This window comes from Paenibacillus sediminis (genome assembly GCF_017873765.1).
Classification (GTDB): domain Bacteria; phylum Bacillota; class Bacilli; order Paenibacillales; family Paenibacillaceae; genus Paenibacillus_AG; species Paenibacillus_AG sediminis.
In genome coordinates this window covers 584,312-597,368 of record NZ_JAGGKP010000001.1, presented here as the reverse complement: position 1 = coordinate 597,368, position 13,057 = coordinate 584,312, and the positions used below count along the sequence as shown (strand labels likewise).

The 13,057-nt window shown below is 44.1% G+C and carries 17 protein-coding genes; 3 read left to right on the top strand and 14 right to left on the bottom strand.

Translation table 11 applies throughout. The features are described 5' to 3' along the window. Window positions 1–88 precede the first annotated feature (88 nt). From fur to J2Z20_RS02820, 4 genes are all read right to left on the bottom strand, one after another. Window positions 89–544 (bottom strand): ferric iron uptake transcriptional regulator, encoded by a 456-nt coding sequence (gene fur, locus J2Z20_RS02835; protein WP_209845158.1) that lies wholly within the window; start codon window positions 542–544, stop codon window positions 89–91. A 116-nt stretch (window positions 545–660) separates the two neighbouring features. Then, complete coding sequence (gene spoIIM, locus J2Z20_RS02830) at window positions 661–1,284, bottom strand: stage II sporulation protein M (RefSeq protein ID WP_209845156.1); 624 nt, start codon at window positions 1,282–1,284, stop codon at window positions 661–663. Window positions 1,285–1,387: 103 nt separating this feature from the next. After that, on the bottom strand, window positions 1,388–2,569 hold the full coding sequence (locus J2Z20_RS02825; RefSeq protein WP_209845154.1) for an endonuclease Q family protein: 1,182 nt from the start codon (window positions 2,567–2,569) through the stop codon (window positions 1,388–1,390). Then, the gene (locus J2Z20_RS02820) at window positions 2,556–3,128 is read right to left on the bottom strand and encodes an NUDIX hydrolase (RefSeq protein WP_209845152.1); all 573 of its coding nucleotides are present in this window, start codon (window positions 3,126–3,128) and stop codon (window positions 2,556–2,558) included. Before J2Z20_RS02820 ends, J2Z20_RS02825 begins: the two co-directional genes overlap by 14 nt. Before the next feature lie 84 nt (window positions 3,129–3,212). On the opposite strand from J2Z20_RS02820, the gene mciZ reads away from it, so the two are divergent. Next, window positions 3,213–3,356, top strand: a complete 144-nt coding sequence (mciZ, locus tag J2Z20_RS02815) for a Z-ring formation inhibitor MciZ (protein WP_209845150.1) — start codon at window positions 3,213–3,215, stop codon at window positions 3,354–3,356. A 51-nt stretch (window positions 3,357–3,407) separates the two neighbouring features. Here the strand turns inward: mciZ and J2Z20_RS02810 are convergent, their stop codons facing one another. Beyond that, a complete protein-coding gene (locus J2Z20_RS02810) occupies window positions 3,408–4,535 on the bottom strand; it encodes a tripeptidase T (RefSeq protein ID WP_209845148.1) in 1,128 nt (375 codons plus the stop codon). Between the two features lie 69 nt (window positions 4,536–4,604). Here J2Z20_RS02810 and prli42 point away from each other — a divergent pair, with 69 nt between their 5' ends. After that, on the top strand, window positions 4,605–4,703 hold the full coding sequence (prli42, locus tag J2Z20_RS02805) for a stressosome-associated protein Prli42 (RefSeq protein WP_209845145.1): 99 nt from the start codon (window positions 4,605–4,607) through the stop codon (window positions 4,701–4,703). 6 nt (window positions 4,704–4,709) lie between these two features. On the opposite strand, the gene lipB is transcribed toward prli42, so the two are convergent. The 5 genes from lipB to lpdA all read right to left on the bottom strand — a co-directional run bounded on the left by lipB (window position 4,710) and on the right by lpdA (window position 10,354). Beyond that, window positions 4,710–5,405 (bottom strand): lipoyl(octanoyl) transferase LipB, encoded by a 696-nt coding sequence (lipB, locus tag J2Z20_RS02800; RefSeq protein WP_209845143.1) that lies wholly within the window; start codon window positions 5,403–5,405, stop codon window positions 4,710–4,712. Window positions 5,406–5,444: 39 nt separating this feature from the next. Further along, window positions 5,445–6,731 (bottom strand): dihydrolipoamide acetyltransferase family protein, encoded by a 1,287-nt coding sequence (locus tag J2Z20_RS02795; protein WP_209845141.1) that lies wholly within the window; start codon window positions 6,729–6,731, stop codon window positions 5,445–5,447. 24 nt (window positions 6,732–6,755) lie between these two features. Next, the gene (locus J2Z20_RS02790) at window positions 6,756–7,739 is read right to left on the bottom strand and encodes an alpha-ketoacid dehydrogenase subunit beta (RefSeq protein WP_209845139.1); all 984 of its coding nucleotides are present in this window, start codon (window positions 7,737–7,739) and stop codon (window positions 6,756–6,758) included. A 2-nt stretch (window positions 7,740–7,741) separates the two neighbouring features. After that, complete coding sequence (locus tag J2Z20_RS02785; RefSeq protein ID WP_209845137.1) at window positions 7,742–8,773, bottom strand: thiamine pyrophosphate-dependent dehydrogenase E1 component subunit alpha; 1,032 nt, start codon at window positions 8,771–8,773, stop codon at window positions 7,742–7,744. Between the two features lie 162 nt (window positions 8,774–8,935). Next, window positions 8,936–10,354 (bottom strand): dihydrolipoyl dehydrogenase, encoded by a 1,419-nt coding sequence (gene lpdA, locus J2Z20_RS02780; RefSeq protein WP_209845135.1) that lies wholly within the window; start codon window positions 10,352–10,354, stop codon window positions 8,936–8,938. Window positions 10,355–10,535: 181 nt separating this feature from the next. Here lpdA and J2Z20_RS02775 point away from each other — a divergent pair, with 181 nt between their 5' ends. After that, window positions 10,536–10,817 carry a DUF2627 domain-containing protein gene (locus tag J2Z20_RS02775; RefSeq protein WP_209845133.1) on the top strand — a complete coding sequence of 94 codons (282 nt, stop codon included), beginning with the start codon at window positions 10,536–10,538 and terminating at the stop codon, window positions 10,815–10,817. Between the two features lie 86 nt (window positions 10,818–10,903). Here J2Z20_RS02775 and J2Z20_RS02770 read toward each other — a convergent pair whose 3' ends face one another. The 4 genes from J2Z20_RS02770 to J2Z20_RS02755 all read right to left on the bottom strand — a co-directional run bounded on the left by J2Z20_RS02770 (window position 10,904) and on the right by J2Z20_RS02755 (window position 12,985). After that, window positions 10,904–11,188, bottom strand: a complete 285-nt coding sequence (locus J2Z20_RS02770) for a hypothetical protein (protein ID WP_209845131.1) — start codon at window positions 11,186–11,188, stop codon at window positions 10,904–10,906. Between the two features lie 189 nt (window positions 11,189–11,377). Further along, the gene (locus J2Z20_RS02765; protein ID WP_209845129.1) at window positions 11,378–11,596 is read right to left on the bottom strand and encodes a hypothetical protein; all 219 of its coding nucleotides are present in this window, start codon (window positions 11,594–11,596) and stop codon (window positions 11,378–11,380) included. A gap of 18 nt (window positions 11,597–11,614) precedes the next feature. After that, window positions 11,615–12,610: an acrylyl-CoA reductase family protein gene (locus J2Z20_RS02760; RefSeq protein ID WP_209845127.1), complete on the bottom strand. Its 996-nt coding sequence runs from the start codon at window positions 12,608–12,610 to the stop codon at window positions 11,615–11,617. A gap of 81 nt (window positions 12,611–12,691) precedes the next feature. Further along, the gene (locus tag J2Z20_RS02755) at window positions 12,692–12,985 is read right to left on the bottom strand and encodes a hypothetical protein (protein ID WP_209845125.1); all 294 of its coding nucleotides are present in this window, start codon (window positions 12,983–12,985) and stop codon (window positions 12,692–12,694) included. Window positions 12,986–13,057: the final 72 nt, after the last annotated feature.

Sequence of the window (13,057 nt, the reverse complement as noted above, 5' to 3'; positions counted from 1 at the left end):
AATCATGCCTAACCAGAAGGGCTGTATTATTGACTAGCAAAAAAGCCCTGGCGGTAAATCGCAACCGGCCTGGGCTTATTTCATTCGTTCATTCATTGGTTTTTTTCTTCAGTTTGCAGCGGTGGCAAATCCCGTGAAAATCTAGTCTGTGATCTAGAACAGTAAAATTAAATTCCTTCTCCAGCTTTTCTTCGAGTTCAACGAGCCAATCTTCTTTAATTTCATCCATAGCACCGCACTGTACACAAATGAGATGGTGATGATGATGCTTGCTTGTGTCCGTTCGCAGATCATAACGTGCAACACCGTCGCCGAAATTAATCTTTTCCACAACATGCAGTTCACTGAGCAACTCAAGGGTACGGTATACGGTCGCCAGACCGATTTCGGGAGCTTTTTCTTTCACGAGCATGAATACGTCCTCTGCGCTTAGATGGTCTTCTTCATTCTCAAGCAAAACTCTTACGGTGGCTTCCCGTTGGGGCGTTAATTTATAGCCTTGGGATTGTAACTGCTGCTTAATTTTCTCGATCCGTGCTTCCATGTTCTCCCTCCCCTTTGGAAATCACTGCACCCGTGTTAAGACTCACTGATTTTATTATAGGGCGTGTTCCTAAACAAAGTCAAACATTTTGGTAGAAGAGAGAGTGTGTGAAGCGATTATAAAAGGAGGGGAGTTACCCAGCGCATCATCGCTGGCGTGACCCAAGTTTCAAATGTAGATACCGCTAATATCATAAGCATCATCGCTGCTGTCAAACCTGTATAAGACATGAACGGCTGTTTAATACTTCCATGCTTCTGCATGAGCACCCGATTCTTAATAATATATAGCGAGAACGTCATCGCACAAACACTGCTAATGATAAATACAGGTATAATGATAAAATTATGCGGAGCAACGGCAACTAACGCGAATAACAGTCCTTTCCAAGAATATTGACCGACCAAATATCCGACAGTAAAGCCGATCAGCACCCCTTTTAAAAAATCTAATATGAGGATAACAGGCAGGCCAATCACGGAAAATCCTAATATCCATATTAGGCCAATCCACTTTAAATGAGCTAGCGCAATATCCCAATAAGCCTCTTGCTGCACAGGATTAAGCCCTTGATCAACGGTTACAAAAAAATTGCCCAAATAGCGTCCCAAATCCTGCTGTTGCTCCAAGGACAGTGCATTAACCATCAATGCGCCAAATACGACTCCGACGAGGAAAAGTACCGATACAAAAATATAGAGGGATGTCTGATCTTTAAACGAATTCCGAAGTGACTGCATAGGACGGAGTCTCCTTTCATACTCAAGCTATCACTAAACTATGACGAGCCTCCGTAAACTATGTCTATGAATACCATCTAAAAGAAGGTTACTCATTACCGTCTCACTGTCTCATGACTTTGCCATAAGTGCCGCCACCGCCGCTAGAAAGCGCAATATTCCCGCTACGCGCTTTCACAATTTGCTCTGCTGCATCAACGCCGACCACATGAGCTAGTTCTTCTTGACTAGCCTGATGCAAAATGAACATTTCTGTACCGAACACGTCCATGAGCTTATTTAATTTCGCCTTGCCGAGTCCCGGGATAAATTCAAGCGGTACCTGATAGTGATAGGCAGGTCTATGCAGCGGCACCTGAGATTTTTCGCGATCAGCGATGGACAATATTCTGTCTAATACACCTCGAACCAGCTTGGTACTCCCGCAATAAGAACACCGATCACTGGAAGCAGTCGTTTCATCGATTATACTATTGCAATTGCTGCAATACGTACGGTGGTATTTGCCAAGACGAGGATTGAGCCCGTAGTTCGCTTGCACACTGCGTCCGTCTTGTCTCGCGAGCGAAAGCGCAAATTCTTCAAATGTAGGCTCCTTCATCGCTAATACGTTATATTCACGGCCTATTTTACTGAGTGAATGTGCATCTGAATTCGTTAATATCGTAAATGGATCGAGCTCACTGATAAGTCCAGCCATGTCTGCGTCAGCGCTTAAGCCGAGCTCTACCGCATTGATTTTGGATAAATCAAGAACATCTGCCATTCGAGGAGCACAGCTGCCGTAGATGCTTCGGTGCGGCGTGAAAATATGAGCAGGAATGAACAGCCCTCCACGCTGAACTACTTCATCCTGCAATACTGCAGCTGGCACATAAATACGCTGGGAGCTCAGATTCACATTCTTCATATACTTGGACATCCATTTGGTGAAATCTTGCATCACTTGCAGATGCGGAAAATAAACCAGCACATGAGCTGGACCCATACCAGATTCACGAATTTCAATTTCACTGCCTAATAATATGGTTGTTCCCTGATACCGTATCCCTCCTCCTGCTGCTTCCTCCATCTCCCCCCGATCTAGACATTGAATAATATCTTCCTGCACCGCGGGGGAATGCGTATCAATAATGCCAATCAACTGAATCCCTTTCCGCTTCGCGGCTTCTTTAGCGATATTGGCAAAAGTCAGATCGCGGCTGGCGCTTATTTTCACTGCTTGTCCGCTGTTCGTTCTGCCGATATGGATGTGCAAATCAGCATAGAAACTATTCATTGTCATACCCGAACTTTCCGGTTAGATGGTATAGCTGCCATGCTTGAACGGCCATTATCGTCTTCGCATCGCTTATTCTTCCGTTTGCAATAAGATCCCAGGCTTCGTCCAGCGTTACTTCAATGTTGTGCAAAAACTCGTCCTCATCAGGCGCATACTGACCTTCCTCCAGGTCTTCAGTGACATATAAATGAATGATTTCGTCTGCAAACCCAGGAGAAGTATAGAACGAATGCAGACGTCTAATCGAACGGGGGCGGTATCCCGTTTCTTCCTCCAGTTCACGTTTTGCAGCATCTAGAGGATCTTCCCCCGCTTCCAGCTTGCCGGCAGGAATTTCAAGCTCTGTTCGTCCCATTGCCTGGCGATATTGATCTACAAGAAGCATCCTCCCATCTTTAATCGCAAGTACGGCAACCGCACCGGGATGCTTCACAATTTCACGTGTCGAAGTCTTCCCATTCGGAAGCTGAACGGTATCCACTTGCAATGAAATGACCTTTCCTGTAAAAATCGGCTGCGTAGCAATCGTAACTTCTTCTAATTTATTTGAAGATGAGCTCATCAAATCGTCCTCCCTAGAATAACTTGTCCCATTTAAGCATATGGTGTTATTATACCAAACCCTTTATGAAAAGGAGTAATAGGCATGAAAAGCTATATGTCAGCCAGTCAATTTCAAATCGTCGGGAAAGCATGGCAAATTCGAATTCTATTAAAACAATGGCAAAAGCAAGAAAGAGCAGATACGCTGTTCTCAGAGTTTCTCCAGAAAAGAGCCGTTCATAAGTAAAAGAAGCCAAGCAAGGTCATACCTCGGCTTGGCTTCTATATATGATGCTATTTATTTGCCAGCTGCCTCTTTAATAATTGCGACAACCACTTCAGCTACTTTGACGATATCGTCCGCTTTAATACGTTCATTTGTTGTATGAATATCTTCATATCCTACAGCCAAATTTACGGTCGGAACACCGAAACCATTAAATACGTTCGCGTCACTTCCTCCGCCGGAATGGAACGTCCGAGTTGAAAGGCCGACCTTCGTAATGGCACGCTGTGCAAGCTGCACAACATGATCTTGCTCTGTCAAATGAAAGGCAGGGTACAAAATATGACTTTCGAATACACCGCGTGCCCCGAACTCCTGACAAGTCGATTCTAATACTTCCTTCATATGTTGTAATTGCGCTTCAATTTTATGTTGCGCCATACTTCTCGCTTCAGCATCTAGTTTTACGTAATCTGTCACGACGTTCGTTGGTCCGCCGCCTTCGAATTTGCCAATATTCGCTGTCGTTTCATGATCAATGCGTCCGAGTTTCATGCGAGAAATCGCTTTGCTCGCGACTTGAATCGCACTAATGCCGTCCTCAGGATTTACCCCAGCGTGAGCTGATCTACCATAAATCTTCATGAAAACATCTGCTCTCGTAGGCGCTGCCACGCATATCGCCCCAACTTCGCCGTTAGAATCAACTGCATAGCCAAAATCAGCGTCTAAATATTTCGGATCCATTGCTCTTGCGCCCATAAGCCCTGATTCTTCACCGGCTGTAATGACAAATTGAATCTGTCCGTGCGGAATATTGTTCTCCTGGAGTACACGAATGGCTTCAAATAACGCAGCAAGTCCCGCTTTATCGTCAGAGCCTAATATGGTCGTTCCATCGCTGCGAATCCAGCCGTCTTCTCCAAGTACAGGTTTGATTCCTTTACCAGGAGTTACCGTATCCATGTGACTCGTAAAATAAATCTTAGGAGCACCTTCAGCTCCATTCGCAGGAAGTGTAGCGATCAGGTTGCCTGCGCCGTGACCTGTCTTTTCACGAGAGTCATCTTCTACGACATGGAGGCCAAGGCTGGTAAACTTCTGTTTTAATACTTTGGCAATTTGCTCCTCATGTTTGGTTTCACTGTCCACTTGGACAAGCTCCATAAATTCTTTGATCAAACGATCCTTTACGACCACGTGGCTTCCCTCCAATTTATTAATGCGTTACAATAGAAATAGATTAAAAGATATGCAAAGGAGCAGGTTATGAAACAACGAAAAGTATTTAAAGTTATGATCTATTTAATGTTGTTTGCCATGGTGGCATCCACTTTGTTGTCTATATTTGCACCGTTCATGCAGTAATAAACTTCAAGTTAACTCGCTATGAATTTGTACTCCATCGTAATGAAATCGATTCACAAAATAAGGAATAAGTTCTCTGGCAACTTGTTCGACAGTAAATTTCAGGCCCGTACAGTCCTCAAGAGAAGTGACACCGTACTCCTGAATGCCGCAAGGGATAATGCCTTGAAACCCTTCATTTTGAATTCCTGACTTAATATTAAAGGCGAAGCCGTGACTCGTAATGAATCCTCTGCGAGTGCGGCTTTTGTTGAATTTAACGCCAATCGCAGTTATTTTCTCATCGCCTACCCATACACCCGTATATTCTGGTTTTCGGCTTCCCTTGATACCATACTCCGCTAAATACTCGATAATGACTTGCTCGATGCTCCGCAAATAGCCATGCAAATCAAGCCCTTCAGATGTATCCAGCATAAGCAGCGGATAACCAACAAGCTGTCCCGGTCCGTGATATGTAATGTCACCGCCGCGGTCAATTTCAAATAGAGTAATCCCTCTATTTTGCAGCTCTTCAGGCGATAACAGCAAATGCTCCGGATGTCTTTGGGAGCCGATCGTATATGTTGGCGGATGTTGAAGAAGCAGCAGGGTATCCTGCTGCTCTCCTTGATCTATCTTTTTAACAATCTGTTTTTGCTGTTCCCAAGCTTCTGCATAATCCACCATGGGCGTATAAATGACTTCAAGTGATTGACTCATGGTTTGTCACGCCCCTTCTTTCGGAAATATATGATCGAATTAATACAATTTGGTGTCTAGTGAAAAGCTTTCTAAGTTATCTTTGACACGCTGCAAGAAGCGTCCGCAAATAACACCATCCAAAATACGATGATCGAGCGATAAACAAAGATTAGCCATGGACCGAACTGCGATCATGTCATTGATGACGACTGGTTTCTTCACAATCGATTCAAACGTAAGAATGGCAGCCTGCGGGTAGTTAATAATTGGATAAGAGAGAATTGAACCGAACGACCCCGTATTATTAACGGTGAACGTTCCTCCCTGCATATCATCTAATTGAAGCTTACCTTCGCGGGTTTTACGAGCCAATTCCTCAATTTCTCTCGCCAGTCCGGCGATATTTTTCTGATCGGCTTTTTTAATAACCGGAGTCAATACCGAATCTTCCGTTCCTACTGCGAGTGAAATATTAATATCCCGTTTGACAACAATTTTATCATCAGCCCAAGTCGAATTCATAATTGGATAATCTTTAATCGCGTTGACGACAGCCTTCAATAGAAATGCGAGATACGTTAAATTAATGCCTTCACTCCGCATAAATTCGTCTTTCAATTTGTTTCTAAGCAATACTAGATTTGTAACATCGACTTCAATCATCGTCCAAGCGTGCGGAATTTCCGTTACACTCTTTTTCATATTTGTCGCAATGGCTCTGCGAATCGGTGTTACGTCAATATACTCTGAACGTCCAGCACCTGCTCCTTCAACTTCAATTGTAGGAATTTTTGGACTCTCTGACAAGTGAAGCCCAGAGTGACGTACTGGAACATTCTCCACTTTAGGCAACACAGTAGCCGTTTTTCTCTCTGAAATATACGATAGAACGTCTTTACGAGTAATACGACCGCCAATGCCTGTTCCTGTTACATCGTTCAAATTGATGCCATGCTCCAAAGCAAGGCTTTGTACAGCAGGAGAGTACCGTCCTCTCATGGACTGATCTGAGCTCGCCGCCTTTGATTGAGGTGAATTGTTAACATCAGCATCGGGTGCGGTTACCGGCTGACTTTGAACAGGTTGTTCGCCTTGAACATGGATACGGCAAATGATTTCGCCGACATTCACCATCTGACCTTCGACAGCCAGTATTTCGCCCATAATGCCATCTACCGTAGAAGGAAGCTCAGCATTTACTTTATCTGTAATGACTTCACAAATGGGTTCGAATTGCTCCACAGGATCTCCTGGCTTTTTGAGCCACTTGCCAATGGTAGCCGATACTAACGATTCCGCAAGCTGAGGCATCGAAATATCCGTTATATTTTCGTTAAGAGACATATTCTCACTCCTAAATGCTATTCCCTAGTAAAGGGCTAATTCTCGCATTGCTTCCTTAACTTTATCCTTGCTAAGCATAAAAAATTTCTCCATCGGCGGACTAATTGGCATCGCAGGTACATCCGGTCCGCATAGCCGCATAATCGGTGCATCGAGTTCAAAGAGACATTCTTCGGAAATAATTGCTGATACCTCTGCACCTACACCGCCTGTTTTGTTATCTTCATGCACAATAAGTACTTTCCCCGTTTTACGTGCGGCTTCAATAATGGCTTCACGATCAAGCGGCTGCAATGTGCGCAAATCAAGGACATGGCTGCTGATTCCTTCCGCATCAAGCTCTTCGGCTGCCTGCATGACGAAGTGAAGCGGCAAGCTGTAGCCGATAACTGTAATATCAGTACCTTCTCGAAGTACATTTGCCTTCCCTATCGGTACGACGTAATCGTCTAATGGCACATCTTCTTTAATCAATTTGTAACATTTTTTATTCTCAAAAAAGATGACTGGATCTGGGTCGCGAATGGCAGCTTTTAGCAAACCTTTCGCATCATAAGCCGAATATGGCGCAATAATTTTAAGGCCTGGGGTCCCAAAGAAAATCGATTCCGGAGACTGGGAATGGTACAGACCGCCGAAAATACCGCCGCCAATTGGCGCCCGCACGACGACAGGACAGCTCCAGTCATTGTTAGAACGATATCTGATTTTAGCAGCTTCGTTAATAATTTGGTTCGTTGCAGGCAGCATGAAGTCGGAATATTGCATTTCCGCTATCGGCTTCATTCCGTACATTGCCGCTCCAATAGCTACACCCGCAATAGCCGACTCTGCCAGAGGGGTATCTATGACGCGCATTTCTCCGAACTGTTCTATAAATCCTTTGGTCGTTGTGAACACGCCGCCTTTGACGCCAACATCCTCACCCATTACAAACACGGTGTCGTCCTTCTCCATCTCTTCTTTCATCGCAAGGCGAATTGCATCAATATACTCCATTACCGCCATGATTAATCCTCCTTCGCACTCTCAGCATAGACATGAAGAAGCGTATCTTCAGGTTTAGGATAAGGTGCTTTATCCGCATACTCGATCGCCTCTTTAATCTGCTGAGTAACCTCGGCAACAAGAGCCTCGTCCTCTGCTTCACTCCATAGGCCGCAATCCATTAAATATTGTTTAAATTTCGGAAGCCCATCCTTCTTCCAATTTTCCTCAACTTCTTCTTTCGTACGATAAGCTAAATCGTTATCTGAAGTAGAGTGAGGAGACAAACGATACATCATCGCTTCAATAAGCGTCGGACCTTCACCGCGTACAGCGCGCTCTCGCGCTTCTTTCACGACTCTGTACACTTCCAGCGCGTCATTGCCATCCACACGAACACCTGGGAATCCATATCCTAGAGCTCTGTCAACCACTTTTCCGCTAACTTGTCTGTGAACAGGAATTGAGATCGCGTATTGATTGTTCTCTACCATGAAAATCACTGGAAGCTTCAGTACTCCTGCAAAGTTGCTTCCTTCGTGGAAATCTCCTTGGTTGCTTGAGCCTTCACCGAAAGTTACAAAGGATACGGAATCCTTCTTCTGCATCTTCGCCGCAAGCGCAAAGCCTACCGCATGAGGAGCTTGCGTCGTAACGGGGCTCGAGCCTGTTACAATGCGCAGTCTCTTGCTGCTGAAATGACCAGGCATTTGTCTGCCGCCGCTATTCGGATCTTCCGCCTTAGCGAAAGCGGACAGCATAAGCTCACGCGGCGTCATGCCAACGGACATTACAAATCCATAGTCTCGATAATATGGCAAAAAGTAATCCTTTTCCTTATTCAAAGCAAACGCTGCAGCAACTTGCGCTGTTTCTTGGCCAATACCCGATACGTGAAAATTAATTTTGCCAGCACGCTGCAGAAGAAGACAGCGCTCATCAAACTTGCGTGCGAGCACCATATATCTGTACATTTCTTTCACTTGCTCATGGCTAAGTCCAAGCTGCTCATGTTTGGTCGTTGATTTTACTGTACCTTTTACATTTACATTCATGAGAGGTACCTCCTCTTTTCATAAAAGCCTTAGTATTCACCTCATATTTTAGCTTATCTTAAAACCTGGTACTAAGACTAGACATAGACACATTATAATCCCTTTTTGCACAAAAAGAAAATATGCAAGTTTGTAAACCATCAGTTAAGGTTAGATATCCTGTTAGATTCCAATCGCTTTTCCGTCAACAGCAAGCATCGCTTCCCCTATAACTTCTGCCAATGTTGGGTGCGGATATATGAGCTGTCCCACTTCCCAAGGAGTTGCATCCAGCAGCTTAGCCAAAGCGGCCTCACTTATTAAATCTGTTACATGAGTGCCAATCATATGCACGCCGACAATATCATTGGTGTTCGCATCAGCAACGACTTTTACAAAGCCATCACGTTCGCCATAGACGAGTGCTTTTCCAATCGCTTGAAAAGGAAACTTACCTGTTCTCACTTCAATCCCTCTGGAACGGGCTTCTCTCTCTGTCAAACCTACGCTAGCCACTTCAGGTCGTGTGTAGACACAGCGTGAGATAAGAAGAGGGTCATAATGCGAGGTCTCACCGGTCAAATGATGTACAGCAGCGATTCCTTCGTGACTAGCTGCGTGGGCAAGCTGCAAGCCCCCAATGACGTCACCGATGGCGTAAATGTGCGGTTCTGTCGTCTGCATATTCTCATTTACTTTAATAAAGCCTCGATCCAGCTCGATATCTGTATTTTCCAAACCAATATTTTCAACATTCGGCTCACGTCCAACGGATACGAGCAATTTTTCGGCGGTTAATGAGACGCGGTTGCCATTTTGTTCAGCTTGAATGGCCGCCTTCCCATCTCCAGCTTCAAATGTATCCGTAAGCACCTTCGCATTTGTCAGCACCTTCACGCCGCGGCGTGCAAGCAGTTTCTCAAGCTCTCTTGCAATTTCTTCGTCCTCTGCTGGCAACAACTGCCCAGCAGCTTCTACGATCGTCACTTCCACACCGAAATCGTTCAGCATGGACGCCCATTCTACTCCAATGACTCCCCCGCCGATGATGATCATCGAGGCAGGCAAATCGTCCATAGTCAGCGCCTCATCGCTGCTTACAATATATTTTCCGTCTGGCTCGAGCCCTGGCAGTATGCGCGGACGAGAGCCTGTTGCGATAATGAGATTTTTCGGTACGACCGTTTCCATGTCCCCATTAGCGAGTTCAACAGCAACAGTACCGCTTTGCGGAGAAAAGATCGATGGTCCGATTACTCTCCCTTTCCCCTGAACAACTTCAATTTTGTTTTTACGCATTAAAAACAGCACGCCTTGATGAAGCTGCTCCACAATTTTAGATTTTCGCTCCTGTACCTTTGGAAACACAAGCTTCACGCCGTTTGCCTCGATCCCGTAGCTTTCGCTTTCCTTCATTTGCGCATACACTTCCGCGCTTCTAAGAAGGCTCTTACTTGGAATACATCCACGATGTAAACACGTTCCGCCAAGCTTGTCCTGTTCCACAATAACCACTTTTTTGCCAAGCTGAGCTGCACGGATTGCCGCTACATAACCGCCTGTTCCGCCGCCTAATATTGCCACATCACATGAAATTGTCATTAATATATAACCTCCAAAGGGTAGTATTAGAACCTGATCTTAATAACAGATACTACTATTGTAACTCGTTTTAGGTCAAGAAGCACGTTTCTCATCAAATAGCCGCAAACAGCAAATAGACATCATTCGCAGAACAAGGTATGATTACCATATAAACACCATAAACAGGAAGGAACCTTGCATGAGACTCAAAATTTCTAGATTCATTGCGATTATTATTTTAGTGATCCCAGGATTAATGGCAACGACCGGTTTTCTCATGATGAAAGACGCTCTATTTTTATTTTTTTCAATGCATGGAAGTAATGAAAAACCGATTTTCGATTGGCTTCACTTTGCAGGCGGTCTCATTCTATTTGCAGCAGGCATCGCTTTTCTTGCAGGTTGGGTTCTCTTTCGAGATCGTAAGCGCAACTATGTAGCTCCTCGGTTTAAGGAAAAGCGCAAAGCACAAACCTCTTGACACAACTTTGATGTCGTACTTTAATAGGCCAAAATGAAGAGCCTCAGGTTACGTGACACGTAATCTGAGGCCTATTTAATTTATACTCATACATCATCCTCAGCTAAATAAAGCAAGCCACTGCCAGCGACTGTGTCTGGCGGTCCTAAAATAGGTAGGTTAGTAATAGAATTGGATGTTAATATCACTTTTAATTGATTATTTCGATTATAGATCACTGAATCCACTTGGAAAAAGTTAGAAAGCAGTCCAGCGATGATAGAAATTTGTATTGGGGTAAGCTTCGGTGCTTTAGGAGCTGGTCCAATCGGAGTTGATTTTTTGAATGCAGAGCTTTTTAGTCCTTTTTTATTGACTCGTCGTTTTGCCATGAACCACCCTCCCACTCACCTGCATTATATATAGGATATATCCTTTTTCCATAAAAGGTGTGTATGTACAGGCAATTTATATGAATGACACCATAATCTATCAGAATATTGGTAATCCAAACATGTTCAAATAACGCAAAAAACACCACTGAGTACAGGTTTCCCTGCTGCAGTGGTGTTTGTGTCGTCTTATTCATACAGCGCATCTCTAAGCTTGGTAGACATTTTCGATTGGTGAGAAGATGTCGCTTTTAGAACGGCTTTTCGAAGACGATGATTTTCCCCAGCCAATTGCTCAAGTTGTTCAATTAGTTCTATAATTAGCTCTCTTGCAGATTGATCTACATTTCCACTTTCAAATAGAGCAGTTTTCTTTCGCTTATACTCCTCTATACGTTCATTATGCATTGCTTACTTTCTCCTAACTTAATTTTGCAGTGAAACAACAGCTCTGCCGCGGATTTCACCCTTCAATATTTGATCAAGTGCTGCAGGCAGATTCTCAAGTGTCGTCTCGTAGCCAATGGAATCTATTAACATTGCAGGCTTCAGTTCATTGGCGATGCGATCCCATAGAATCGTCCGAATATCCATTGGGCAAAATACAGAGTCAATTCCAAGTAAATTGACACCTCTTAATATAAACGGATACACTGTTGCAGAGAAATCTGCTCCTCCTGTAAACCCGCTGACGGCAACTGAACCGCCATATTTTATCGTAGCCAATATGTAACTTAAATACTTCCCAGCCACTGGGTCCACTGCTGCTGCCCATTTTTCAGATAAAAGTCGTTTATTCTCAGGTAATTGCAGCTCTTCTGGCGAAATAACCGAATGCGCTCCGAGCTGCTTCAGAAACTCGTGCTCTCCTGATTGACGAGTGCTGGCAACGACTTCATAGCCGAGCTTGCTAAGCATTGCGATCGAAGTGCTTCCGACGCCGCCTTTAGCTCCTGTCACGAGAACAGGGCCTTGATTTGGCCTTACGCCATTCTGTTCCATTCGATAGATGGAGAGTGCCGCAGTAAAACCTGCCGTTCCGATAGCCATCGCTTCCTTCATTGATAGTCCTTCTGGAATGCGTACAACCCAATCTGCTGGAACACGAGCAACTTGGCTATAGCCCCCAAAGTGCGAAGTACCCAAGTTATATCCGGTGACGAGAACTTCGTCGCCTTCTTTAAATCGTTTGTCTGCTGAGCTTAATACTCGCCCAGCAAGATCTATTCCCGGGACATGCGGATAAGTTTTGACGATCGTACTGTTCGCGATACTAGCAAGACCATCTTTATAATTGACACTAGAATAAAAAACCTGAATCGTCACATCACCTTCAGGAAGATCATCCAATGTCAGTTCTTTCACTGCTCGAGTCACTTCACTTCTAGTCCCGTCAATAACAAGCGCCTTGAACTTATCCATATCATTTCCCCTCCAACTAAATGAATGTCCATCTATTGTACTCCTATTTAACGGAAAAACAAAACAAAGATAAACATAGAGTTATGAAGCATGAGGGGAAAACAACCCTTGTTTTACAATCGCATCAACGAATTCATAATCACTAAGCATAATGTTCATTTCAGGAAGACGAACAATAAATTTTCGCTGCGCATGGTCATACTCAATCTCCCCTACAGGCGCTATTGAATATATAGGCATATCCTCTTTGGTTAATTTCTTAAATTGATGAATAATATGAAATACTTCACCCCAATATGGGTAATCCGTATTTTGTTTTAGCTGTTGAAGTATTGCATACAATTCTTCTACAAGTACCCCTTTGTCCTTCGACACGATTAATCGCCCCTGCAACATGATATAACTATCATTAATAATGGGAAAATTACCCCAATAGACAATGGTATT